Source organism: Paenibacillus sp. FSL R5-0744 (assembly GCF_037972555.1).
In the GTDB taxonomy this organism is placed as follows: domain Bacteria; phylum Bacillota; class Bacilli; order Paenibacillales; family Paenibacillaceae; genus Paenibacillus_AQ.
This window is the reverse complement of record NZ_CP150228.1, coordinates 5,780,118-5,804,053: the sequence shown is the minus strand read 5'-3', so window position 1 is coordinate 5,804,053 and position 23,936 is coordinate 5,780,118. Positions and strand designations below refer to the sequence as shown.

Genomic DNA, 23,936 nt, shown 5'->3' with positions numbered 1-23,936 from the left:
GTAAAGCGCACATGGTATAATATGAGGCAGCATCTTTCATCTGCAGCATCACATTCAGGAGGAAGCGGGGTTTATTATTTTGACGAATAAAACAGCAAAGCAACCTAAGCCGGATTGGATTAGAATCAAGCTTACTACCGGTGATAACTATCAGGAAATCAAGAGCATGATGCGTTCTAAAACTTTACATACCGTATGTGAAGAAGCTAGGTGTCCGAATATTTATGAATGCTGGGCAAATCGAACGGCTACCTTTATGATTCTTGGTGATATATGTACTCGCGCATGCCGTTTCTGCGCTGTGAATACAGGGTTGCCGACAGAGCTGGACCTGCAGGAGCCTGAACGTGTAGCAGAAGCTGCAGAGGGAATGAACCTTCGCCATTGCGTGGTGACCAGTGTGGCCCGTGATGATCTTGCGGATGGTGGCGCTCAGATTTTTGCTGAGACGGTAGCGGCAATTCGTAAACGCCTTCCGTTATGTAGTGTTGAAGTATTGATTCCAGATTTCCTGGGAGAACGGAATAGTCTAGAGATTGTTATGAACAGTAATCCAGACATTCTTAACCATAATATTGAGACGGTGGAACGGATGTCAGACCGTGTACGGGCTAAAGCGAAGTATCGCCGTTCGATGGAACTGCTGCGCAGAGCTAAGGAAATGAAGCCGGATATTCCTACCAAATCAAGCATTATGCTTGGAGTCGGTGAAGAGTGGGATGAGATTTTACAAGCAATGGATGATTTACGAGCCGTAAATTGTGATATATTGACTTTAGGACAATACTTGCAGCCTTCTCCAAAGCATTTGAATGTGGAGAAATATTATCCACCAGAGGAATTTGCGCTGCTTAAGGAAGAGGGATTGAAGCGTGGCTTTAGCCATGTGGAATCAGCCCCGCTTGTTCGCAGCTCTTATCGTGCGCATGAGCAGGTGAAATCTGCCGCTCAAGCTCGTGAGGAGCGCACGGTTTCTTCTAGTTAATTTTTTATTTTTCAAGGTAGCAGAGGGCATAAGGAGCGAAAGCGATCTGAAGCCCCCGCGCTTAGGCTACACACATAAAAAAACGTTGATTTGAGTCATTGGAGAGAAATGTTGGAGCTGTAGGAGCGTTAGCGTTCGCCTGAAAGCTTTCCGAAGGAAAGCTAGCATCGTAAGCATACACTGTTGATTAATTTCACCACTGTATGCGGTTCAAATAAAAGAAATTAATCAACAACAGCGACCGAAAGCCCAATATTTCTCGGAAATGACGGCATAATCAACGAAAATACTTTCCTTCGAAAGGCAGGCGACAAAAGGTTTGATCGTTATAGGCGGAAAAGGCTACGAACTAATGTTAGATCATAAGGATGGTTGGAATCCGGAGGCGTTTCGCGGAAGATATAGCGAAGTGCTGGAAAGATACGACTACATTATTGGTGACTGGGGTTACAGTCAGCTGCGTTTGAAAGGTTTTTATCGGGACAACCACCCAAAGGTGAATCGGGATACAGCGATTTCTGGCATGGTCGATTATATTAATGAATATTGCAATTTTGGCTGCGCATATTTTGTGTTGCATAAGTTAAAAGAGGTACCACAAGAGGGTTTGTTCAAGGATATTCTGATCAAAGAAATACCAGAGCCGAGTGAGGAAGAAGATTCGGAGCTAGAAGCTGAGGATAATGATGGAGCGGCTATAGATAAGGAGCTCTCCTCTAAAGAAACATCATCTAAGCAAGGTTCGAATTCATCTGCTGCATTTAAAGAGATGACTTCTGCTAAGGATAGACCTTTGAGAGAACATCAAAGTCGAAATCACCGGGGTAAAGATTCGCAAGGGAAGAAATCCAAAAAGGAATTTCAAAGCAGACCACCACAAGGTCAATCCCAAAAACCCCAAAACACACAAAAGCCTCAAAATAATCAAAACACACAAAACACACAAAACATAGAAAATCCACAATCTTAACGATGAAAGCTGACCATAAGTAGAGTCCTTCTACGAATGAGACAGCTTTTTTCTTTTGAATAGATATGTACAAATAATAAAGGCAGCAAACCCCATCTCTGGAGAATTGCTGCCTTTTCTTATGGATTATTTTATAGATAATTTCAATTGCTTTTGTGTAGCATTGTAACTCCATACGAGTGCCGGAAACTTCTTCTTAAAGGCATTTAATTCAATGTAGGTCTCACCATTCTGAGATAGCGCCTCTTTGGAGGAAAGCGTAAAGCCGGTAGATGTGCCTGTTCCGCTCTTTACGATGACCTTCTTGTTCTTGGCATCCCAGGTGATCTCGCCCTCGACAAGCGCAGCCAGCACCAGCGATGAAGCATAAGTTTTATCGCCCTGCTTCACAAGACCAACATTACCAGCAAAAGGAACCCCGTTGATATTTAAGATATGATGATCTCCGGTGACTTCTAAAGTCTTCATTCCAGCAATCTGCAGGGCAGTAATCAACTGTGCAGTTTTCCCTTTTACCTCAATATCCGGTGCGAGACCGATGTGATTAAAGTCTTCTTTTTTAGGTGTTAGATATTTCTGCGTGGTCAATTTCAGCATGTCGCCATTAGACACTGGAAGTAGGCTTTGAATACGCGCTTTGCCGTAAGAACGAGTGCCTACAACAGTAGCCAGCTTGTTGTCGCGCAGGGCGCCCGTAAGAGCTTCTGACGCACTTGCAGTGTATTCGTTGGTTAGAATTACGACGGGCACACCGATTTTGCTGCCACTAGTAATCGTTACAGGAGTTAACGCGCCACTTTGATCAGAGGTATACATCATGATGCCTTTATCCATAAAACTAGAGGCAATGTTGTATGCCGAATCCATGTAGCCACCCAAGTTATCACGTAAATCAAGCACCATGGATTTCATTCCCGCTGTACGCATCTTCTTCAGCATAGCGGCGAATTCTTCATCAGAATTCTGTGTGAAACCACTTAGCGAAATATAGGCAATCTTCGGACCAATGAGGGTTCCGAAAACGGAAGTCGAGTTCAATTCATTTCGGGTGACAACATAAGATTTTGTGACACCATTTCTGAGGATCAGCAGGGTGACCTTAGTGCCCGCGGCTCCACTTAGTTCCGAATCATCCGTTTCGTCAACAGGTATTCCGTTGATTTTGAGAATCGTATCGCCGCGTTTCAAGCCTGCCTTTTCAGCAGGAGAACCTGGAGAGATTTCTTCGATGTAGAGCTCTGTTGGCGTATATTGAAGTTTAACACCGATGCCAACGTATTCGAGATCAACCGCATGTTCAAATTGCGCCGCTTCCTCGGAATTGAAGTATTGGCTGTATGGATCATCCAATGTGTTCACCATGCCGTCAATTGCTCCGCGAATCAAAATATCTTTATCTACATCTGAAAGATTATAGTTCTCCAATAGCTTCATTACTTCATTAATAAGATCACTGTTGTCTGTGGAAGCTTTAGCGGCATCTGCAGCGGAAGCCAGTGGAGCAAATGTAATAGATAAAGCTAGACAGCTGGTTAACAGTGCACTTATTATTTTTTTTGATTTCATGGAATCAAACACCCTTTTTATTAGGATTTCACAAGTTTATTGTAGATGCTATATGTGTCATCGATTGTCCATACACCAGTATCCGACTTGGATAGAATATAGATAAGGCCCTGCTCATAAGTCTCCTCTTCACTAGCTTCCTTGTCTTTGCTTTCTACATATATAGCAGCTTCCTTGGCACTGTAATAATAAATATTTGAAATGCCTGGAGTATAGGTAATATCATACGAAGCAAAGAAATCATCCAAATCTGCCTTGAGAGAGGAATCATATTCTTCTCCATATGAAGTCATCGTGGAAAGAACTGCTGTAGGATTCTGTTCGTTCATTGCTTGATAATACTTGCTAATAGTACCTTTGATGGCATCCGCATCGTTTTGAGGGATGTTGGCTGCTGGTTTTATACCTTGTTCACGAGTAAGGAGAACGGTCGAGCTTTGGGATTCCACGGATGAAATCTTCCAGCTTCCATTCTTGCGGACCAGGGTATATACGTATTCATTCTCTGTATCTGGAGTATAAGTCCCACCTATTCTGCGTGAACTTTCAAGCGTATACACAGTGGCTTCGTCAGCTGTAATGTCGAGGATTTCCAAGCTATCAATAGTATTCTTTATGTCAAAAGCTTTAAAAGATTCATTGAGTTCGGCCACTGATTCCGTGTAAGAGTACTCCGAATCCATAAGGGAGTAGAAGCTAGTCGCTTTTTCTTCATTGAAATATTGATTAGACAAACGGATTAATGCTGTAATGGCTGCTTCGTCCTTACCTTTGGAGACAGGAGTAGTAATTTGTACACTTCTACTGGTAGAATTCCAGACAGCTGTGCCCCCGGTTGCCTCTGCGATAAAACGCAAAGGGATGTATGTAGTGCCGGCTGAGGAAACTGGTGCAGTGGTTAGTTTTTTAACGGTTCCGTTAACAGTAGCGCGGTTACTGCCAATTTTGAGGGTAATCGCAAGATTTGAACTTTTTCCTGTTACCGTTCCAGTTTTGGCATCCCAGAGAACTTGAAGTCCAAGCTTCTCAAAGACAACCCGGAAAGGTACAAGTACAGAATTGTTCGCTAAGTATGGGGATCCAGCGGTGAAGGAAACCTTACTTCCGTTAATATAAACATCAATTGGTTTCGATGCTGCAAAAGCCGGGACCGCAAGTATGAGGGCCAGTAGACTTATGCTTAAGAGGGATAAAAATCTTTTCAACAGTACTCTCTCCTTTTATGTAACTCTTTGTAAAATAGCCTCATTATACCATTTGGCTTCTCTCTCAGTCTATCAGTTGGTGTTAGTTTTGTCACACAAAAAAGCCGGAGAAATGGATATCTCCAGCCACTGAAAATCGTTGGATCGAAGGTTAATCTTAAACTAAAAAAGCTTCACGTACACGGTTCCAGAACGGAAAAGGACGGTACCTGGCGAAACTGACCTTCTTGTCCGATACTTGGCAGCGTACTGAAATCAGATCATCTACTGGGATATTGTTATGATCTATCGTGAGTAGTAAGCGCTGATCCTTACATGAAAGAATATCGCAATGGTGATGCTTCGGCAGTAGTAATGGCGACCCCATTGTTCGAAATACGCGGTTGTTAATTGAGGCGATTTCGGCAATCTGCAGCGCTTCTATAGATGGGTGAACCATGGCTCCCCCAAGGCTTTTGTTATAGGCCGTGCTACCAGAAGGAGTAGAAATACAAAGCCCATCACCCCGGAACATTTCGAAGGTAACATCATTGATGTCAACTTGAATCATTATAGTTCCATCTACCCCTTTAAGGGTAAATTCATTTAGGGCAATGTGGGACGAAGAACCGGATTTCTTGTGAATTTCCAGCTCAAGCAACGGATATTTCACGATACGAGGTTTCTGAGGCTCAGAATCCTCGGTTCCGCACATGTAGTCGATTAAGGTGGGTAGCTCTTCCGCTTGCCAGTCCGCATAGAAGCCTAAGTGTCCTGTGTGCACACCTACGAAGGCTAGATTGGGGATTTGATCGATAAAGGTATGAAAAGCGTGCAGCATTGTGCCGTCTCCGCCAATAGAGATGACGATTTCGGGAGACTCGGCATCCAGTTGCAGGTCCCGCTCCGCCGCCAGCTTGTGAAACTGCTCGGCAAGTTTGATTGATAGTTCATCACCGCGGTCCAGAACATAATATCTCAAGATGTACAGGCTCCTTTTGTATAATTCAGTCATACACCGATCATAATCAATCTTGACCCGGAACACAATATGTTAATCAACTTCGCCGTACCCATCGAATCATTGTCATGAATACAGGGATAAGCAGTGAGACTAGAATCGCAGCAGTTAATAATAGGCTCAGCAGGGCGAGGCTTGCCGTAATCCCTGAGGCAGAAGGAGTAAAGGCAGCAGAGGCTGGTAATGATACCCATGCGGTAGACAGTCCTGTGTTCATCACAGGGTTCCAGAGCAGCAAGACCAATCCTGATGCGAGTATGGCGTGAATTAGCCGTGCAGTCAAAAATGGCAGATACCGCAGCCCGGTACCATTCAGAATACTTGCCACCTGGGCATGTACAGATAATCCGCCCCAAGAGAGAATGAAGGCAGCTGCCGCTACCTTGAACTGAAGCGGGATGGCAGCTGCGGCTTCACCTGCTGAACGGGCACCGATTGTCACCTCAAAGAATCCGCTAATGAGAGCCTGAGCTAGTTCTGGAGGACCACCTACAAGGGACACAAGATGTCCGGTCATGTTAAAAAGGGAGGATAGGATACCGGCACGGGCTAGCAGTTCCATTAGCACATTGAAGAATACAACCAAACCGCCTACGACAATAATAAGCTTTAGCGAGGACTGGATTGCTCCCTTTAATAGCTCCCCAAAGCTCCGTCCATCTTTGCGCCGAGCCTCCTCCATGGCAAGAAGTGCTGCATGGATTCTTCCAAAACCTTTTTTGGCTGGAACAGAGGGGGCAGCAGAACTAGTTATGGATGGGTCTTGGGAGGGGGAGCTCTGTTCTTTGCGTCCATGGAACGACATTAGCAAGCCAACAATCAAACCGCTCCCATAGTGGGCGAGGGCTAGGATAAGCCCCAACGATGCGTCTCGAAAGAAACCAACGGATACTGCACCTAACAGAAAGATTGGGTCAGAGGAGGTTGTGAAAGCGACTAATCGTTCGCCCTCTACTCTGCTAATCAGATTCTGTTCCCGCAGCTTAGCGGTTAATTTAGCGCCAACAGGATATCCTGATACATATCCCATCGCAGCGACAAACCCGCCGCTACCTGGTATACCAAAAAGAGGGCGCATCAATGGATCGAGCAGTGCACCGAAGAGATGAACGATCCCTAGGCCTAGCATGATTTCGGATATGACGAAGAATGGAAATAGGGAGGGGAATAACACATCCCACCAGATGGCCAGGCCTCGTAAGGCTGCACCAAGGGATGCCTCCGGATGAAGCAACATCAGCAGCATACAGCCTGCCAATGTTAATCCCAGCAGTGGGCCGCCAATCTTTTTAAAAGTCATAATTAACGCCTCCTGATCTATGGTTAGATGTATGCGAAAAGAAGGACAAACAGCACAAAAAAAATAAAGGAAGCGGTTACATAATTCGGTGCTTTTTCGTTCGAAATATGATATTATGTAAATAAGAAATGCACCCTCTGTTACAAGAATAAATGGGATGGAGTGATGGCGATGAGCGTTGTAGCCGGAGTTCTCGTTTGTGCTTTTGTATATGTGATCCGGGTCTCTCTCGTCCCTTCAGGTGATGAAGAATTTCGGACCTACTGACAATAACCTCCAGGCGCTAAACTATAGTTTAGCGTCTTTTTTCTGCCGTTTAGGGGCACTTTCGACGGATATCCGAGCCGTGCTTTTTTTTGGTATAATAAAGTAAGAAACGTTTCATTAATATGGAAGAGAGCTGGTAACCTCAATGAATCCAAATGAGAGTATATATGAGAACCTAGGAGGAGCTGAGGCGCTACATCGATTGGTGGAAGTGTTCTATGCCAAAGTGCAGCTTCATCCGCAGCTGGGTCCGTTATTTCCTGAAGACATTTCTCCTGTTCTGGAGAAGCAGTATCAATTCCTGACACAGTTTTTTGGCGGTGGCCCATTGTATTCAGAACTGCATGGACATCCCATGATGAGAGCAAGGCACATGCATATTCCCATTACTCCAGAACGTGCTGAAGAATGGTTGCAGTGTATGAAAGAGGCGCTTGAGGAGACCGGCGTAGAAGATCCGCTACGTTCGTTCGTCCTTAGCCGCCTTGCAGGTCCCGCACATCATTTTGTTAACATGCCCCAGGAATAATAAGGGACAGGTTGATCCTGAAAGGAATGAGAGTACTTGCCAGAGTTAATACCCCTATATTCTATTAAGGTCAAATGTTGCAATTGTGAACATGAATTTTCAACCTCTCGCGTACGCCCTAGCCTAAAAAAGGCTATCCGCCGCGATGCTGATTTTTGCGCATATTACAAAAACGAGAATCCGGATTATTATGTTGTACGTGTCTGCCCGAGTTGTGGGTTTGCCTCTACAGAAAATTCAGCGGACAAGCTGACGGATCTGCAGCGAAAAGCATTTAATGAACAGGTAGGAAAACGATGGAAGAGCCGTGACTTTGGGGATAAACGAAGCTGGGAAACTGCACTTGAGACCTATAAACTGGCGCTTTTATGCGCTCAAAGTATTAACGATAAGGATCGAATTATTGCAAGTCTGCTTCATCACATTGCCTGGTTGTATCGGTATCAAGGGAATACGGAACAGGAACAACGCTTTTTGCGCTATTCATTAGCTGAATATGTGAAGGTATACGAAAAAGACGGAATAGCTGGCAATGATGCCCGGCTCATGTATCTTATCGGCGAACTTAACCGACGCATCGGAGAGTTCTCTGTGGCTGTAATGTGGTTTTCCCGCCTGATTAATGATCAGAAGATTATGGATGCTGCGATGATTCGAGCTGCCAGGGAGCAGTGGGTTGTGCTAAGAGAGCAAATGCGCGGCGAAGCTGTAGATATTGATGCCGATGGATTGCCTTCAGGTTCTTAAAGCTTCACGAACAACAAAAAGCGCAGAAGAGAGTAATGCTCTCGTCTGCGCTTTATAAAAATGGTAAGATTGGGATTTAGATGACCTTCTATTTATCGGACTGCACGATCGAATAGGAGGTAATCTCCGTCGTTATCTACAACTGTGGGACTGGCGCTGCAACATGGGAAGACAAGTAGTTTTTTCTTGCCGTCACGAACGATTTGCAATTCTTTTGGCTTCATAGGGAGAAGAACATTCTCCGAGTTGCAGAAAGGGCAATACTGCACATACATATCGCCTAAAATAATGTCATAAGGCCAGGTATGACTAAAAGGAATCATTGTGAATCCTTTCCAGAAGGAGACTCTTCATTTCCATCCTCAGCTTGCGGTGAATTCTGCTTTTTGGATAGCTCAGCTATTTTTTGTAGCAAAATATGTTGGGGCATATGCATCAAGTGTTCCAGTGGAACGCCTAGTTGCTTGGATAACGTTATGGCTGTTTCCGGTGAAATTTGTAGTGGCTTCATATGGATGCCCTCCTAAAGTTTATCGGCTATGAATGTTCCGGTATCGTTATTCACTTTACCATGGTGTTAAGTCAAATACAAAGAAAACCAAATGAGAGCAAAGGAATGGTGAGAAGACATGAAACAACCATTATCACTGACTTGGGAACTTGATTCCATATTTCCTGGAGGATCGTCCTCTACTGAGTTAGAAAGCTTTTTAAAGAATCTTGAACAAGATATTGCAGCCTTACAGGGTCTGGTGAAGAATGCTGTAGCTCCAACGGATGTTGAGTCTACAAAGGCGCTGGACGAGGTTATAGAACTGCTTCAGAGCTGTTCAGGAAGACTTGTGGAGGTCTCTTCCTTCGCAGACTGTCTGGGCGCTCAAAATCAAATGGACAAAGTCGCGGTAAGACTGGCGGCTCGAGTGACAAGTATGCGTGCCGGATTCGAAGGCATTAGCTCACAATTCAGTAACGTGCTTCGTCAGACTACAGACAAGGTATGGGCAGAGTGGATGGCACGTCCGGAGATTGCTCCATTAACGTTCGTGCTTAGCGAGAGCCGTGACTTGGCCCGTGAGAAGATGAGCCCAGAGTTGGAAAGCTTAGCGCTAGAACTAGCCGTTGACGGATATCATGGATGGAGCGGGCACTATGATACGATTGTAAGCTCGATTAAGATCCCATTTGAGGATGAAGAAGGAACAAAGCTCCTCTCCGCAGGTCAAGCTTTTAACAAGCTGGATGATCCAGATCCGAAAGTACGTCAATCCATGTTCCATAAATGGGAAGAAGCATGGACCGAAGCAGCAGATAACTGTGCGGATACCTTGAATCACTTAGCGGGCTTCCGTCTGAAGCTCTATAAAGGAAGAGGTTGGGAAGATATTCTGAAAGATCCGCTGAGCATCAATCGCATGTCACAAGATACTTTGAATGCGATGTGGGACGTGATTACGAATAGCAAGCCTGCACTCGTGACCTATCTTCAGCGTAAAGCTAAGCTGCTTGGACTGGATGCTCTTTCTTGGGTAGATGTCGAAGCGCCAGTGGGTAAATCTTCAGGTAAAATCCCATATGATCAGGCCGCTAAAGATATCGTTACCCAGTTCCGCAAATTTAGTCCGAAGATGGCAGAGTTTGCAGAGCGTGCTTTTGATAATAACTGGATTGAGGTTGAGGATCGTCCGGGAAAACGTCCTGGAGGTTTCTGTACATCCTTCCCTGAGAGTAAGGAATCGCGGATTTTCATGACTTATAGCGGTACAACTTCCAATGTTTCAACCTTGGCACATGAGCTGGGACATGCTTATCATTCTTACTTGCTGGATGATCAACCTGTATTTAATCAGAACTACGCTATGAACGTTGCAGAGACTGCTTCAACCTTCGCAGAGGTCATTGTATCTGACGCTCAGGTTAAAGCCGCTAGCAACGCTGAAGAGAAACTGGCGTTGCTTGAAACGAAAATTCAAAACAGCGTAGCCTTCTTTATGAACATTCACGCTCGGTTCTTATTCGAGACTCGTTTTTATGAGAAACGTAAGGAAGGCCTTGTAAATGCTGAAGAGCTGTCTGAATTGATGGTGGAAGCACAGAAGGAAGCCTTCTGTGGGGTGCTTTCGGAATACCATCCTCATTTCTGGGCTTCTAAACTGCATTTTTATATCACAGATGTGCCGTTCTATAACTTCCCTTACACCGTTGGCTACATGTTCAGCACAGGCTTGTATCGACTGGCTCTGCAAGAAGGAGCGTCCTTTGCAGACAAATATGATAGCTTGTTGCAAGATACTGGTGTGATGACTTTAGAGGATTTGGTACTTAAGCATCTGGGTGTGGATCTTACGAAGCCGGACTTCTGGCAAGGCGCTACAGATCTGATTGTAGCTGACATTAATGAGTTCTTGGAGATGACGGAGCAATTAGTTTGAAAAAGTCTAAACTAAGACAAATTTAGCGGTAGAAAAAACAACAATTTTTCAGCATGAACACGCAAAAGCCCCTGATACAGGGGCTTTTTTTAATGATAAAATGTCGAAAAATCACGATTTATAAAAAGAAATATGCGATTAATCTATGGATTTCGCGCATCTATAGGGATAATAACCCAATTTTGCCGAATAATGTTGTTTGCCATTTGTTAGTAACCTATAATGAGTCTTAAGCCTTATATAAGGCACGCTAGAGTACCACTTGGCTGAACTCACAAAAATAAGCAAGCGCTTACGAAGTCGGTTCTGCGAAGTGCACTCAAATCAAGCTATGCTCACAAAACTTTTAGGAGGAGAAGTAATGCTTAAGACGGAACAACTATCATTAGCGAGACAGATGGATATGGTGTTTAAGGAGCTGCAGGAAGAATTATCGGGATTAACTTCTGGTACGGTTTTTGTGCAAATACGAAATAACATGATCGGAAAATTCGGGATACGACATAATCCTCTTTCTGGGCGAAGCGGGGGATTCACTGATGCAAAAGAAGGGATGACAGATGGACAACAGTCTTCTTTTCGACTAATGGCGCTGGAAAGCCTGAAATACAAGCGGCGTTGGACGCATGGTGAGATTTCTTATGAATTCGCCATTAGACAGGGAATGGTGATTGTAGATGCTACGTTGGAGTCCAATTATAATATGGCGAATCTAATGATTCGATCGCCTCGTAATGCCTATGCTGAAAGTTCCGAACAGTTTTTTGGTTAAGCGTTGTTTACATAAAATTTCAATAATTGTGAAAATCAAAAACCCTCCCACAGCTTCAGAAAGAAGTGTGAGAGGGCTCAAAAGCTACTCGGCTTTAGGCTTTATGTTTGATATCGCCCTAGCCGGATAAAACACTTAAGATAACGTTGTTACTGACGACCAGACAGTTGTTGTTCTGCCAGTTGTACTAGACGTTTAGTGATGTAACCGCCCAGAGAACCAGTTTCGCGAGAAGTGTAGTTCCCGTAATAACCGTCAGCTGGGATCGTTACTCCAAGCTCCTGTGCTGCTTCATATTTCAACTGTTGCAATGCCGCAGTTGCTTGAGGAACGACCAGGTTATTGGAACGGCTGCTACGACCTTGACCTGCTTGACCCATGTGTGTCACCTCCTTCGCCCGTTGTGAAGATAGTATGAGCGCTAAGAGGTTAATTCATGCATCACTTCGAAAGGTTTTAAGGATGGTAATTATTAGTGAAATAAAAGTGAGGATAGAAATCCTTTATTACTAGGGATTACACAAAAAAATCGGTCTTCCCTTACGTAATCGCAAGGCAAGACCGATATAATGTATATCTGCTTTAAATCTCAGGATAGATCATTTCCAGCACGGTGGATAGATTCTGACTTTGACCGGGTTCTACCGTTAAAAGACCTGTGAAGGAAGCATCCTCGGATACATTCGGTGCATTCGCGAGCCAGGTATAGGGCTCAATACACAGAAATTGATCAGCCGGTCCTTTGGTATATAGCACCCAGTGACGGAATAGATTCTCGTCAGCAGTATAACGAAGGCCATAACCATCATCACGTAATAATAAGGCTTCTACAGGCTGTTTTTCTCCAATACGTAGAGCAGTATCAAAATTAGTTCCCTGCATGTTCATTCCGGTGTTCAAGGCTTCCAGATCACCAAGTGGAATCAGATTGCCGCTAGGGAGCAATTCATCGTTCAGTTCATAAATACTATTTACTGGGAGCTTAAGATTCCAGCGCTCAGGTTCTCCATCAATCATAAACCAGGTGTGATAACCGATCCCAAAAGGAATTCGATGATCTCCAAGATTTGTAACCTTTAAAGTTTGGGTAAATCGGGCTTCCTGAAGCCTAAACGTCATTTCGAATTTAAGTGGGATAGGGAATTGCTCCATCCAGTGTGGATCATCTTCCGTTCGGAATTCAGTAGTGACCGCGCAACCATCCTCATCTTCTTCAATATCGCTGACACACCAGGCCTGAGTTCGGTGTAGACCATGAATATGATTGTCATTAGCGGTATTCTGGTCAAATTGATAACTTGTACCCTCGAATTGAAATTGGCCCTTACGAATTCTTCCGGGTGGAATTAATAGCGGCATGCCAAAATGGTAAGGTTTTTGCATAAAGAAAGCTTGATCGCTTTCATCAGGCCGCCGTAGAATTTCCCGTTGTTTCTTGACATCAAACAATGAAATCACGTTATTTCCTAGTCGCGGCAAAAGCGTGACTTCCAGTTCACGGCTGTGCAAAATATAAGTATCATAACCGCCCCACTGCCCTTTGGTCACCTGTTTCATGAGATATGCTCCTTTATCGTAACTGTAATCGAATAGAACATGGATAACCTTATCATAACAGATTTATACGGTAGTGGTTAAGTGATTTGACAACTTCTCTTTATGGTTCTATGATGAAGGCATTAATTTATGATGATAATGTGATGACGGGGACAAGTAGGCAGGTATTGCACCTTCAGAAAGCCGGTGGTTGATGCGAACCGGTAGGACAAACCTGATGAATGGACCCCTGAGCGCCGAGCTTGAACGGGAGCTAAATGCCCTAGTAGACCGGCCGGATCTTCCCCGTTAACGGAAGACTAAGGCTGTTTTTTCTTGTCCAAACAAGATTAAGCAGCGAATAAGGGTGGCACCACGGTCTCACGTCCCTTGCGGATGAGGCTTTTTTTGCGTTCTCGGAAACTTAGAAATGACATCAAACGGAGGTCTATATTATGAAAAAAGTAATGTCAGGCATTCAGCCAAGCGGTTCACTTACATTGGGGAACTACATTGGAGCACTGAAAAATTTTGTGAAGCTGCAAGATGATCATCAATGTTTCTTTATGGTTGTCGATATGCATGCAATCACTGTAGCACAAGATCCTGCGGCACTGCGTGAACAGTCAGAATCCGTAGCGGCCCTCTTTATTGCAGCAGGAATTGATCCTGCACGTTCTAATGTCTATATGCAGTCGCATGTGCCACAACACGCTGAACTGGGTTGGATCATGACGACACTTACAGCAATGGGCGAGCTGGAGCGTATGACCCAGTTTAAAGATAAATCATCAGGTAAAGATTCTGTTGGCGCTGGTTTATTCGTCTATCCTTCCTTGATGGCAGCAGATATTCTTGTTTATAATGCGGATCTTGTGCCAGTTGGAGAAGATCAAAAACAACATTTGGAGCTGACTCGTGATTTAGCTGGTCGCTTCAATAATCGTTTTGGCGAATTCTTTACCATTCCGGAGCCGTACATTCCAGAGGTGGGTGCACGTATTATGTCTCTGGATGATGGCACCAAAAAAATGAGCAAGAGCAATCCTAACGCAGGCAGCTACATTGCTCTGTTAGATTCACCGGACGTAATCCGTAAAAAAATCAGCCGTGCAACGACTGATTCAGGACGTGAAGTAATTTTTGATCCAGCTAATAAGCCAGAGATTAGTAATTTGATGAGTATTTATTCCGAATGTTCTGGAATGACACTCCAGCAAATTGCCGATCGTTATGAAGGGCAAATGTATGGCGGCTTTAAGAAAGATCTTGCTGAAGTGGTTGTATCTACGCTTGAGCCTTTACAACAAAGATATAATGAAATTCGTAGCTCGGGTGCGATTACAGATATTCTTGCTGAAGGTGCTGGTCGTGCACGTATTGTTGCAACTGAGACGTTGAATGGAGTTAAAGAGCGGATGGGATTTCTGCCAGCTCGTTAATCTAATCAGCGCTTAGGCTTTCCTGTTTGCGTCTGATCTTGGCCTTGAGGATAAATCCCCAGCCAATATTCATGACACAGAGAAACCCGAGCAGAAGTGCCAACCAAAAGCTATAACTGATCGCGATTGAAGCGGCAGTAAGAATAAGAATAGAAGAACAAGCGAACCAAAGTGAAAGTCCTTTACCCATTAAGAGAGCCTTCCTTTCTATGTCTGCTAAAATGAATCCCGGAGTATGATAATAATACTCCGGGATTTTTTGTGATTATAGAATAGATCTCTGCGTAAGTCTACAGTTTCATCGTAAAGAACCAGGGTCAATGGAAAATCGTTTGTCGAGCTTCTCGCTGCTAAGCCAACCTACATAAGTATTTAAAGGTCGATATTGATTGTCCATCACTAATACAGCCACAAACGGGTATTGTTTGCGATGTAAATAACGTACGTCCCCCCAGCGCACCATATATCCTGAAGGGAGTTCCTCGACTTCGGCTACTGCATAAGAGGTGAAGTATAGAAAGGACTGAATATCAGGGTGCGACTTGGAAATCTCCACAGCAGGATGAGTCGAGCATACAGCATGTTTGAACCATTCCAGTCGGTTATTGACTAACTGCCCAACATCATAGCTGCCATCTTTTTTCACCTTGACTACGTTCCAGCGCTTTAGTGAAATTGTAGGGATTACAATATAACGTTCGCCGGCACTATGATGTAAATCCTCAAGCTTAATATTACGCGTGAGACGTGCGTGAACGACGGTTCTCCAAATATAATAAAGAATAGTACAGGCATACAGTGTAATAAATAAAGGTTGCGGTGGAATGATCCCGGTGATCCAGAGAAGGATGGCTGCGATATGGCTACCAAATATAAATGGATCAAAAATGTGGATGATGTTCCATGCAATCCATTTCTCCGTGAATGGACGTGCAGCCTGAGTGCCATAGGTATTAAATAGATCAGAAAATACGTGAACACCTACACCAATGAAGCTCCAGAGCGCAATATGGCTTAGAGCTTGTAAATCAGTAAAACCAAATAAGGGGCCTAACACGAAGGAAATCAGCGCGGGCCACAGAATTAGAAAGGGTAGGGAATGTGTGATTCCTCGGTGATTTCGAATATACATTGCATTGTCCTTCAGTCGTAGCGCAGTATCGGCATCAGGAGCCTGAGAGGCGAGCACTGTTGCCAGCATAACAGCCCCGGCCAGTTTCGGATCAGAAGCAACGATGGGATCAACGAAGGAAAGCCCGGCTAAGCCTAGGCCCATAACTAAATGTGTAGCAGTATCCATTGGTCAGTTCTCCTTTGTTGTTCGGAAGTTCTCTATTTAATAATTACCCAAATACAGCCCTGGTTATTAAGGGGATTGAAATAAATACAAAATAAATATTGTCACGTAATTGTCGAATTCATGAACTTACTGTTCCATGACTGTCAAAGTCTTCACGGGTTTGTTATGATAAAGTTAACAGCGAAGTTAAAAAAACTTCGGTTAGAACGTTACATGTTCGTTTAGAAGGAGGATCATTAGGTGTGGACAATCATATAACATTTCAAGCTTCTTCCGACTCTGCAGCCATGTCTGCAAAATCTCCACCGGAAGGTGCTAGCTGGCGTGATTTCATTGCTGTAACAAAACCCGGTATTATCCGATCTAACCTTATTGCCGCCTTTGCGGGATATTGGTTGGCCTCGGGTTGGGATGTTCATTACGGCAGATTAGTTCTGACTCTGCTCGGTACTATGCTGGTTATGGCTTCGGCCTGCGTTTTTAATAACTATTTCGACCGGGATCTGGACATGAAGATGGAAAGAACCCGTGAACGGGGGCTTCCTACAGGACGACTAAAACCAAACACTGTGTTATTATACGCCATTGGGCTTGGTATTGCAGGTTTGATCGTGCTGTTTGCTTTTTCAGGTATGCTTGCCGGTCTGTTTGGAATTGTTGGTATGTTCGTTTACGTAGTAGTATACACGCTTTGGTTGAAGCGGACATCAACATGGAGCACCTCCGTAGGTGCGATTTCTGGAGCAATGCCCCCAGTAATTGGTTATGTTGCGGTTTCAGGAACGGTTGATCTAGGCGCTTGGCTGATCTTTTCCATGTTGTTTCTATGGCAACCCCCTCACTTCTGGGCGTTGGGCATTAGACGTAAAGAAGAATATAGAGCGGCAGGATTTCCATTGTTACCTGTAGTTAAAGGGACGCGACGTACGAAATTTCAGATGATTCCTTATGTAGCCCTTTTGCTGCCTATTCCAGTGTTAATGTACGCCTACGATTACGCAGGCATATTTTTTCTAATCATTTCATCAGCGTTGTCCTTGGCTTGGTTAGTATTGACCTTGATGGGCTTTAAGGCTAAAGATGATGAAGTCTGGGCGAAGAAGAATTTCCTCTTCTCCATTAACTACCTGACAGTTAGTTTGATCGTACTTGTATTGAATACGATTCACGGTTAAGAAGAGGGAGGGTATACGTGTCCGTGCAAACCTTTAAGCGTTATAAATGGACTTGGCTTCTGCTAATACTTGCTTTGATTATGGCTGGTTATCTGGCAATTAACTCTTTGAATTTAGGAAAAGAGAAATTGCCAGTAATCGGAGAAGTGCAGGACTTTTCTCTTGAAAATGTGAATGGAGACCAGGTTACTCTGGCTGATACACAAGGTAAAGCACGGCTGGTATACTTCTTTTTTACACAGTGTCCGGATGTATGTCCTATAACTACGTTTTTGTTATCTCAGACACAGAAGATTCTGGTCGAGGATGGCAGTTTTGGTAAAGATACGGGTTTTGTTTCTATCTCTTTTGATCCGAAGAATGATACTCGGGAAGCTATTAAGGCTTTTGCAGACCGGTTTCAGGCGAATTATGATGGATGGTATTTCTTGCGGGGGGATCAGGAAGAAGTTCGTAAGTTAGCGACGGATTCTTTTAAAGTACTAATCGCAGGGAATTCCAAAGAAAATTTCGTACATGCCAACCGTATAGCGTTAGTTGACCGGAACAATCAACTTCGTGCATTGTATGACGCAGGAGATACGGAGAACGTAACTCCTGAATTTCTTGCCGATCAGCTAACGGAATTGGCTCGGGAATAGAACATAAACATTAAAAACGCCTTTTTCGAATCCCTCTTTATTGAGCGGATAACGAAAAAGGCGTTTTTTTAAATATACGATAGTATAAGTTTCATGCTATACATTATCCTTATACTTGTTTCAGCTAAAATGGAAGTGGTTCAGGGTAGACGATGAAATCTTCCAATCCGGCTTTTTCGAGCTGAGTGATGTTGTATTCATCAGGCGTACCTTCCACACCAGCATATCCGCGACGAGTATAAATATGATCGGCATCAGGGAAGGCATCCCGGAGCACACTGCGTATTTTTTTGCCAGAGCTATCGTTATCCAAATAAAGGTATACTTCTCCATCTCCTACTTGTTGCCGGAGGGATTCTAATTTTAGTGTATTTAATGTACCAAAGGTACATAGGATTTCTACTTCCGGTACCAGCACGCGCCGTAATCTGCTGCGATCGTTCTTACCTTCGACAATAATCGTTATGGACATTAGCTGACAATCACCTCCGGGAATGGGTCCAAGCTTCAGGCTCATTATAGTTTACCGAAGGATCGTCATTTTTAACAACTGTTTCTGCAGGAAAGTCTTCATTCCCCGGGAAATGTCGTAAAAGCAAAGAATCATGCGGCTCGCCCGTTCCATTTGGAAGTGAGGTTCGATAGTTTACCAGTGTTTTTAGGTGGAAGAAGAAGCAATGCTACCATTAGTATTAGAAAGGCTATGAAGTAAGGAGAAACGAAGGACCTTAGCTGTCCAGCAGCCACGGGCCCAGCGAATGCACCGAGTGACATGGCTATCGACTGCATGGAGAAAGTCCGACCCATTCGCCCAGGGCCACCGAGACTAATAAAGAGTGATGCCATTGCAGGAAACAACACTCCTTTGGCTGCGCCGAGCATAAAAAGAATCGCAGCAGTCGGAATCCTGTGAAATGAGGCGAGTGCAAAGAAGCTGATGGCCATTCCCAGTAATGCCGCTGCTATTCTTCCCCCCGGAGAAAGACGGTTAAGGAAGAGCATGCTGAGCGTTACCAAAGCACCTAAACTGAGGAGTGACAGTAGGATACCAGTGGAAAGAATACTGTTGCTCCCTGTTTGAGATAGCGGGAGCTCGAAAAAGAGAACGCCTTGTGAACAGGAAACGAAAAAAGGTAAAAGGTAATACCGTTTGGATACCAGATCATCATCTTTCGTTGGTATAGAAGGTTTATCTGGAACTTTTAATGCTGATTGCGCTGAGCTTAGCGGCTTTAATATATGTCTCGAAGGTGCAGGTACACTAAAAAAAGCCATGATTCCTGTTGCGATAAGGAGCCATCCAAGTGTGGTGAAGGTGCCAGAGTAGCCGGCTTTTGCTACGATAAAAGCTCCCGCAGCAGGCGATACAACTGAAGCTAACGTATGAACGATACCATGTCCGGACATATATTTACCCTGCTCTGTGGCATCCGATGACAAAGAAGCGAGTAACGTCATACAGGCTGGAGAGAGGAAAGCGAGCACGAATCCACTTGCTGCTCTTAGCATCAGCAGATGCCATGGAAGCTGTACATGAGCTTGCAGCAGTAGGATAGCTCCCGCTGCGACAAGGCTGAAGACGATGTAGCGGCGGGAGCCATTACGATCGACTAGTACGCCTGCAAGCAGATTGCCGGGAAGGTGGGTCAACGAGTACATGCCCATCATCCAGCCAATAAAGGTGGGTCCCGCACCAAGAGAGATGGCAAAGGGCGTAAGGACGGGATACTGAGCATGTAAATCGAAGAACGCCAAAAAGAGAAATAAGTATAGCCACAGCGCAGTTTTCACAGGGAAACACCTCCGAGAGCCACCTACAGCACAAGTGAATGCAGGACGGCGTAATAATGAAGAACCAATTCTTAAGCACTACTTGTACTTTACGTGGGACAGAGAGGGCTTATACCGCTTTTTTAATTCCGCTAGTAGGTATACCTTTTACGGAGGGTGGAACCATGAATTATGATGGGTATTCATGTATAATAATTAATATTGGCGTTATGTCTATGGGAAGAGAGAATCCTTGGGACGAAACTAGGCGATAGGGGTGTTGTGAGATTGATGGATCCAGAGGTATGGTCACAGTTTATAAGGGAAAATTGGCTAGTTATTGTAATTGCGCTTGTCCTGCTGTTTGCGGTTGTTAATTTGGTTAAAACCGTTCTGAAATGGGCGATTGTCATCGTGATCGTTGTAGGTTTGTTCATCTATAGTGGTGTTACAATGGACCAAATTGGTAACGCTGTGAATAAGGTGGCAGATGGAACGGTAAGCACGCTAAAGAAGGAAGCGCAAGAGGTTATGCTTAAAGAAGCGCAGGATGCGAAGTACACTTCAAATGGAGACGGGACCTTTACGATTACAACGCCGAATATTGAAGTGAAGGGCGCAGCGGGTGAAGATAAAGTAGAGGTTACTTTCCGGGGTGTGAGTCTTGGGAAGTGGAGTGTTACAGATACGACAAAAACATTTATCGAGGAAGCCCGAAAACATCAATAACAGGCTTGGACTCAAAAATAAACAAGCGAGCAAGCACGCGACTGAAAGGAGAGAGCGGATATGATAAACGGATGGATGACTAGTGTGAGTGATGCTAATATCATCTCCATCGCCCTCCTGCTGGTTGTAGTCTTCTCTCTATTGCAAGGCTGGAGCAGAGGTTTCTCAAGCGCTACCGGAAGATTATTTGGGCTGCTGGGAACAGGATTATTTACTATAGCATCTTTGGTATTAGCTATCCCAGCTGCGGCCTACCTCAATCCCTATGTAGAGACTTGGGCATCGGGGATTAGTCTTCCTGATACGAAGCTTACACAGTGGCAGCAAATTTATTATACGGCGGTGTCTGTGTTATCAGAATCACCGCTGGTTCGATTTCTATTGTTACTCCTGATTTCTTATCTGTTAATTCGTATGCTCTTAGGACTGTTATCCATGTTGCTACCTTTTCCACAATTGCGGCGTACTAAGAAGTTTAAAGACAGAAAGATTACGCAGGTAAGCCGTATGGGAGGAGCAATGGTTGGATTAATTATCGGCTTAATGCGTAGTCTGGTAATTGTTCTTGCTCTTTTCATCTGTGTTGGATTAAATCCGGAGAGTGGATTTAGTCGTTATGTGGAGTCCTCTCCAATCTATAGTCAGAGCGCTGCTGCTGTATTTGAACCTATTGTTGGTGAGACTGTGCAGAAGAAACTTCCAATTCTGACGAAGACCGTTGCAGCAGAGATGAATGATATCCTTCGCAGAAAATATGAGGTTATCGATCATGAAATTCCTCAGGATATTATAGGAGCAGCAGAAGACATTGTTGGACAAGCGCAAGAAGAAGAGAAAAAAGCGAGACTTCTCTATGATTGGGTAGGTACACGCGTGACTTACGATTATGCTAAGGCTGACAATTATTTGCAAAACAGGGTCTGGCATGAACAGACACCACAGGATACATTCGACACTCGGCAAGGGGTGTGTATAGACTATGCCCGACTGTACGCTGTGATGGCTCGTTCACAGGGCTTGCAGGTACGGGTTGTAACAGGTCAGGGTTATGATGGGCGTGGCGGATATGGTGCACATGCTTGGAATGAAGTATATATAAGTGATCGGCAAGCTTGGATTCCGCTGGATCCGACTTGGGCTAGCAGTGGAGATTGGTTCAATCCGAAGGATTTTGATGAAACGCATATTAGGGAGAACGCCCTCTGATTGAGGGCGTTGAACTCCTGGGGTGTGGTACAATAAACTCAAGTAACGTCAGTTCTAACTTAAATGCGAGGGCATGCTCACAATAAGCAGCTAAGAACTCACCTTCATCATAAGAGTAATGTCGCAGGCAAAGGGTTGTCAGACATTTTTTTAAAATATAAGAAAGTATAAGCACTATACTTTATGTCTTATATTTCTCGCTTAAACACTTACCTTCCTTATAAGGACGGTCAATGCGTTTATGCTTGTAGAAGGGGAGAAAGCTGGTGAGTTTGTTTGGTAAGCAGCTCCCGTCTAAGGACGGGGTATCTTCAAGAAATTCTGTAGGTTTGAGACTGAATATTTTTTTCTTTGGCACTTTTTTTATTTTTTGTATTATTATCGTACGTCTTGCAGGTTTACAGTTTACTGAGGGAGCTCTGTTGAGTGAAGAAGAAACGAGCCGGGAAACGAAAATTGTTCCGCTCGCAGCGATGCGTGGGATTATTTTTGCTGCCGAAGGAGAGCAGATTGCCTATTCAACACCTACGGAGTCGCTTTACCTTACATTAACTAAAGATTACACAGCTAGAACGACAGATAAAGCAACGGGTGAGACCTCACTTACGGAAAAGGCGAAGAATAACTCCGATATGCTTGCGGCAAGGCTTGCGGCTGATTTTGCTAAATATGGAGATCCGAATGCACCGAAGCTGACGCAGCAAGATATCTTGGATTCATTAGATTTAGATTTCAAAAAGTATTTAGGTTATGTGCCGCGACGGATCAAGACTGGATTAATTCCAGAGGAAATAGCCTATTTCATGGAGCATAAAGACAATTATCCGGGGCTAACGATCGTGGAGGAGAGTGTTCGTCACTACGATAAAGATACGGTAGCGGTGCAGACAGTCGGCTTTGGAAAGCCGTTTAAATCGACTGAAGATATAGCGATGTATAAGAATGTCCGTAGTGAAATGAAAAAAGATTCTCCCCCTGGACTTATGTATAAAGCAGAAGAATATGTGGGGTTTGATGGTCTGGAAATGCAGTATCAACGAGAGCTACGAGGAGAAAATGGTTATCAGGTCATTTCGGTGACTCCTCAGAATATGGCTGAGAAGGTTGAACAGAACGTTGCTCCTGTAAAAGGTAATAATATTTGGATGACCATTAATAAGAAGATTCAGATGAAGACAGAACAGGCCATATTGGATCAGATTAAATGGCTGCATACCAATGCTGTTCAAGGTGAGACGCATCCAGATGCATTAACCGGATACGCCGTAGCAATGGAAGTGGAGACTGGAAATATTGTCGCCATGGCAAGCATGCCGGATTACGATTCAAATGTATGGACCAAAGACTCCCTACCAACACCTGTCTGGAATAAAATTATGAATAATCATCTAAACGGTACGATTACTTCAAATTCATCGGGTAGATCAGGTCATGATTTTAGTTCACTTGTGTTTATGGGATCTACGATCAAACCATTAAGTGTGTTAATTGGTTTAAAGGAAGGTTTCTTTAATACCTCAACAACCTATTCAGATGTGGGCATTACTTATTTCGGTAAGGATAATAAATCATCCGTAAGAAATTCATCGGGTCACGTATATGGTTCACTAGATCCGGCCAAGGCGATTATGAATTCCTCTAATGTATTTATGATTGATATGGTGGGTAAGCAGCTTTACAAGAAATATCCGGGGGATAAAGGCATTGAGGTATGGGACAGATATATGAAAGAGTTCGGGCTGGGTGTATCTACGAAAAGTGGTCTCCCAGGTGAATCAGCGGGCCAGATTAACTATACTGATCTTAAGGCTGCAGGCAGCTCGCAGGCCGCACTTATTTATGCTTCTTTTGGCCAACAGGGCAGTTATACTACATTGCAGCTTGCCCAGTATGCTTCTACTCTTGCAAATGAAGGAGTGCGTATTAAGCCTCAACTCGTTAGCAAGATCACGGATGCGCAAGGTAAGGCGGTTAAGGAATTTCAAAGAGAAGTGCTTAATACGGTAACGTTTGACAAATCCTACTGGAAAGAGATCAAACAGGGGATGAGCAGTGAAGTTAGTGCCTTTGATGATTTTCCTTATGATTTTGCACGTAAGACAGGTACCTCTGAAAAAACAGACAGAAAAAATATAAACCGTGATAATGGGGTATTTATTGCATTTGCTCCGCGAGAAAATCCGAAGCTAGCCGTAGCGGTTGTTATACCAGAAGGGGGCTTTGGCTCCAAAAGCGCTGCTCCGGTGGCTCGTAAAATTTTTGACGCCTATGATTGGGAGTATGGGCTCGATGGTGTGCCAAAAAAGAATGTTGCTCCTGCGTCAGACCCCGTTCAAAAATAATTAGAGAAAAAGGAGAGAAATAAAC

At 44.1% G+C, this 23,936-nt stretch carries 24 protein-coding genes and 1 other annotated feature; of the genes, 12 read left to right on the top strand and 12 right to left on the bottom strand.

Annotation, left to right across the window (positions count from 1 at the left end; translation table 11 throughout):
• The first annotated feature begins 79 nt into the window (after window positions 1-79).
• Both lipA and MKY19_RS25645 read left to right on the top strand, forming a co-directional pair.
• Complete coding sequence (gene lipA, locus MKY19_RS25650) at window positions 80-985, top strand: lipoyl synthase (protein WP_042191639.1); 906 nt, start codon at window positions 80-82, stop codon at window positions 983-985.
• 319 nt (window positions 986-1,304) lie between these two features.
• Window positions 1,305-1,955 (top strand): YutD family protein, encoded by a 651-nt coding sequence (locus MKY19_RS25645; RefSeq protein ID WP_149645015.1) that lies wholly within the window; start codon window positions 1,305-1,307, stop codon window positions 1,953-1,955.
• A 126-nt stretch (window positions 1,956-2,081) separates the two neighbouring features.
• Here the strand turns inward: MKY19_RS25645 and MKY19_RS25640 are convergent, their stop codons facing one another.
• The 4 genes from MKY19_RS25640 to ylbJ form a co-directional block, all read right to left on the bottom strand.
• Window positions 2,082-3,521 (bottom strand): S41 family peptidase, encoded by a 1,440-nt coding sequence (locus MKY19_RS25640; RefSeq protein ID WP_339798507.1) that lies wholly within the window; start codon window positions 3,519-3,521, stop codon window positions 2,082-2,084.
• A gap of 20 nt (window positions 3,522-3,541) precedes the next feature.
• Window positions 3,542-4,726, bottom strand: a complete 1,185-nt coding sequence (locus MKY19_RS25635) for a copper amine oxidase N-terminal domain-containing protein (RefSeq protein ID WP_339798506.1) — start codon at window positions 4,724-4,726, stop codon at window positions 3,542-3,544.
• Window positions 4,727-4,883: 157 nt separating this feature from the next.
• The gene (locus tag MKY19_RS25630) at window positions 4,884-5,687 is read right to left on the bottom strand and encodes an NAD kinase (protein WP_042191633.1); all 804 of its coding nucleotides are present in this window, start codon (window positions 5,685-5,687) and stop codon (window positions 4,884-4,886) included.
• A 76-nt stretch (window positions 5,688-5,763) separates the two neighbouring features.
• Window positions 5,764-7,026, bottom strand: a complete 1,263-nt coding sequence (gene ylbJ / locus MKY19_RS25625; protein ID WP_339798504.1) for a sporulation integral membrane protein YlbJ — start codon at window positions 7,024-7,026, stop codon at window positions 5,764-5,766.
• A 412-nt stretch (window positions 7,027-7,438) separates the two neighbouring features.
• On the opposite strand from ylbJ, the gene MKY19_RS25620 reads away from it, so the two are divergent.
• Window positions 7,439-7,822, top strand: coding sequence for a globin (locus MKY19_RS25620; protein ID WP_339798502.1), 384 nt, complete (start codon window positions 7,439-7,441; stop codon window positions 7,820-7,822).
• 36 nt (window positions 7,823-7,858) lie between these two features.
• On the top strand, window positions 7,859-8,569 hold the full coding sequence (locus MKY19_RS25615) for a DUF2225 domain-containing protein (protein WP_076285264.1): 711 nt from the start codon (window positions 7,859-7,861) through the stop codon (window positions 8,567-8,569).
• A 92-nt stretch (window positions 8,570-8,661) separates the two neighbouring features.
• Here the strand turns inward: MKY19_RS25615 and MKY19_RS25610 are convergent, their stop codons facing one another.
• Window positions 8,662-8,892 carry a hypothetical protein gene (locus MKY19_RS25610; protein ID WP_042130921.1) on the bottom strand — a complete coding sequence of 77 codons (231 nt, stop codon included), beginning with the start codon at window positions 8,890-8,892 and terminating at the stop codon, window positions 8,662-8,664.
• Complete coding sequence (locus MKY19_RS25605) at window positions 8,889-9,080, bottom strand: YycC family protein (RefSeq protein ID WP_042130920.1); 192 nt, start codon at window positions 9,078-9,080, stop codon at window positions 8,889-8,891. The genes MKY19_RS25610 and MKY19_RS25605 overlap by 4 nt, the downstream gene beginning before the upstream one ends.
• A gap of 118 nt (window positions 9,081-9,198) precedes the next feature.
• On the opposite strand from MKY19_RS25605, the gene MKY19_RS25600 reads away from it, so the two are divergent.
• Complete coding sequence (locus MKY19_RS25600; protein ID WP_339798499.1) at window positions 9,199-10,998, top strand: M3 family oligoendopeptidase; 1,800 nt, start codon at window positions 9,199-9,201, stop codon at window positions 10,996-10,998.
• Between the two features lie 361 nt (window positions 10,999-11,359).
• The gene (locus MKY19_RS25595) at window positions 11,360-11,770 is read left to right on the top strand and encodes an O-methyltransferase (protein WP_094873297.1); all 411 of its coding nucleotides are present in this window, start codon (window positions 11,360-11,362) and stop codon (window positions 11,768-11,770) included.
• A 149-nt stretch (window positions 11,771-11,919) separates the two neighbouring features.
• Here MKY19_RS25595 and MKY19_RS25590 read toward each other — a convergent pair whose 3' ends face one another.
• Window positions 11,920-12,150 carry an alpha/beta-type small acid-soluble spore protein gene (locus tag MKY19_RS25590; RefSeq protein ID WP_042130917.1) on the bottom strand — a complete coding sequence of 77 codons (231 nt, stop codon included), beginning with the start codon at window positions 12,148-12,150 and terminating at the stop codon, window positions 11,920-11,922.
• A gap of 202 nt (window positions 12,151-12,352) precedes the next feature.
• A complete protein-coding gene (locus tag MKY19_RS25585) occupies window positions 12,353-13,327 on the bottom strand; it encodes an aldose 1-epimerase (protein ID WP_076300354.1) in 975 nt (324 codons plus the stop codon).
• 134 nt (window positions 13,328-13,461) lie between these two features.
• Window positions 13,462-13,700 (top strand) — a binding site (T-box leader).
• 61 nt (window positions 13,701-13,761) lie between these two features.
• On the opposite strand from MKY19_RS25585, the gene trpS reads away from it, so the two are divergent.
• On the top strand, window positions 13,762-14,748 hold the full coding sequence (trpS, locus tag MKY19_RS25580; protein ID WP_042191616.1) for a tryptophan--tRNA ligase: 987 nt from the start codon (window positions 13,762-13,764) through the stop codon (window positions 14,746-14,748).
• A gap of 1 nt (window position 14,749) precedes the next feature.
• On the opposite strand, the gene MKY19_RS25575 is transcribed toward trpS, so the two are convergent.
• Entirely contained in the window at window positions 14,750-14,938 is a 189-nt protein-coding gene (locus MKY19_RS25575; protein WP_042130914.1) for a hypothetical protein, read from the bottom strand.
• 108 nt (window positions 14,939-15,046) lie between these two features.
• Entirely contained in the window at window positions 15,047-16,048 is a 1,002-nt protein-coding gene (locus tag MKY19_RS25570; RefSeq protein WP_339798497.1) for a metal-dependent hydrolase, read from the bottom strand.
• 242 nt (window positions 16,049-16,290) lie between these two features.
• Here MKY19_RS25570 and cyoE point away from each other — a divergent pair, with 242 nt between their 5' ends.
• A complete protein-coding gene (gene cyoE, locus MKY19_RS25565; protein WP_339798495.1) occupies window positions 16,291-17,223 on the top strand; it encodes a heme o synthase in 933 nt (310 codons plus the stop codon).
• Window positions 17,224-17,240: 17 nt separating this feature from the next.
• Window positions 17,241-17,864: an SCO family protein gene (locus tag MKY19_RS25560; protein WP_331281395.1), complete on the top strand. Its 624-nt coding sequence runs from the start codon at window positions 17,241-17,243 to the stop codon at window positions 17,862-17,864.
• A 124-nt stretch (window positions 17,865-17,988) separates the two neighbouring features.
• On the opposite strand, the gene MKY19_RS25555 is transcribed toward MKY19_RS25560, so the two are convergent.
• Both MKY19_RS25555 and MKY19_RS25550 read right to left on the bottom strand, forming a co-directional pair.
• Window positions 17,989-18,336 carry a DNA primase gene (locus MKY19_RS25555; RefSeq protein ID WP_042191609.1) on the bottom strand — a complete coding sequence of 116 codons (348 nt, stop codon included), beginning with the start codon at window positions 18,334-18,336 and terminating at the stop codon, window positions 17,989-17,991.
• A gap of 131 nt (window positions 18,337-18,467) precedes the next feature.
• On the bottom strand, window positions 18,468-19,655 hold the full coding sequence (locus MKY19_RS25550) for an MFS transporter (RefSeq protein WP_042191606.1): 1,188 nt from the start codon (window positions 19,653-19,655) through the stop codon (window positions 18,468-18,470).
• Window positions 19,656-19,925: 270 nt separating this feature from the next.
• Between MKY19_RS25550 and MKY19_RS25545 the strand changes: the two genes are divergently transcribed.
• From MKY19_RS25545 to MKY19_RS25535, 3 genes are all read left to right on the top strand, one after another.
• Window positions 19,926-20,363 carry a hypothetical protein gene (locus tag MKY19_RS25545; RefSeq protein ID WP_042191604.1) on the top strand — a complete coding sequence of 146 codons (438 nt, stop codon included), beginning with the start codon at window positions 19,926-19,928 and terminating at the stop codon, window positions 20,361-20,363.
• A 60-nt stretch (window positions 20,364-20,423) separates the two neighbouring features.
• The gene (locus MKY19_RS25540) at window positions 20,424-21,569 is read left to right on the top strand and encodes a transglutaminase-like domain-containing protein (protein WP_339243427.1); all 1,146 of its coding nucleotides are present in this window, start codon (window positions 20,424-20,426) and stop codon (window positions 21,567-21,569) included.
• 266 nt (window positions 21,570-21,835) lie between these two features.
• Window positions 21,836-23,911 carry a penicillin-binding transpeptidase domain-containing protein gene (locus MKY19_RS25535; RefSeq protein WP_339798492.1) on the top strand — a complete coding sequence of 692 codons (2,076 nt, stop codon included), beginning with the start codon at window positions 21,836-21,838 and terminating at the stop codon, window positions 23,909-23,911.
• The last annotated feature ends 25 nt before the right edge of the window (window positions 23,912-23,936 follow it).

Bases quoted from the DNA above. Each gene is read 5' to 3' on its own strand.
- MKY19_RS25640 (WP_339798507.1), bottom strand. From the start codon at position 3,521: ATGAAATCAAAAAAAATAATAAGTGCACTGTTAACCAGCTGTCTAGCT.
- ylbJ (WP_339798504.1), bottom strand. From the start codon at position 7,026: ATGACTTTTAAAAAGATTGGCGGCCCACTGCTGGGATTAACATTGGCA.
- MKY19_RS25620 (WP_339798502.1), top strand. From the start codon at position 7,439: ATGAATCCAAATGAGAGTATATATGAGAACCTAGGAGGAGCTGAGGCG.
- MKY19_RS25610 (WP_042130921.1), bottom strand. From the start codon at position 8,892: ATGATTCCTTTTAGTCATACCTGGCCTTATGACATTATTTTAGGCGAT.
- MKY19_RS25605 (WP_042130920.1), bottom strand. From the start codon at position 9,080: ATGAAGCCACTACAAATTTCACCGGAAACAGCCATAACGTTATCCAAG.
- MKY19_RS25600 (WP_339798499.1), top strand. From the start codon at position 9,199: ATGAAACAACCATTATCACTGACTTGGGAACTTGATTCCATATTTCCT.
- MKY19_RS25595 (WP_094873297.1), top strand. From the start codon at position 11,360: ATGCTTAAGACGGAACAACTATCATTAGCGAGACAGATGGATATGGTG.
- MKY19_RS25590 (WP_042130917.1), bottom strand. From the start codon at position 12,150: ATGGGTCAAGCAGGTCAAGGTCGTAGCAGCCGTTCCAATAACCTGGTC.
- MKY19_RS25585 (WP_076300354.1), bottom strand. From the start codon at position 13,327: ATGAAACAGGTGACCAAAGGGCAGTGGGGCGGTTATGATACTTATATT.
- trpS (WP_042191616.1), top strand. From the start codon at position 13,762: ATGAAAAAAGTAATGTCAGGCATTCAGCCAAGCGGTTCACTTACATTG.
- MKY19_RS25575 (WP_042130914.1), bottom strand. From the start codon at position 14,938: ATGGGTAAAGGACTTTCACTTTGGTTCGCTTGTTCTTCTATTCTTATT.
- MKY19_RS25570 (WP_339798497.1), bottom strand. From the start codon at position 16,048: ATGGATACTGCTACACATTTAGTTATGGGCCTAGGCTTAGCCGGGCTT.
- MKY19_RS25555 (WP_042191609.1), bottom strand. From the start codon at position 18,336: ATGTCCATAACGATTATTGTCGAAGGTAAGAACGATCGCAGCAGATTA.
- MKY19_RS25545 (WP_042191604.1), top strand. From the start codon at position 19,926: ATGGATCCAGAGGTATGGTCACAGTTTATAAGGGAAAATTGGCTAGTT.
- MKY19_RS25540 (WP_339243427.1), top strand. From the start codon at position 20,424: ATGATAAACGGATGGATGACTAGTGTGAGTGATGCTAATATCATCTCC.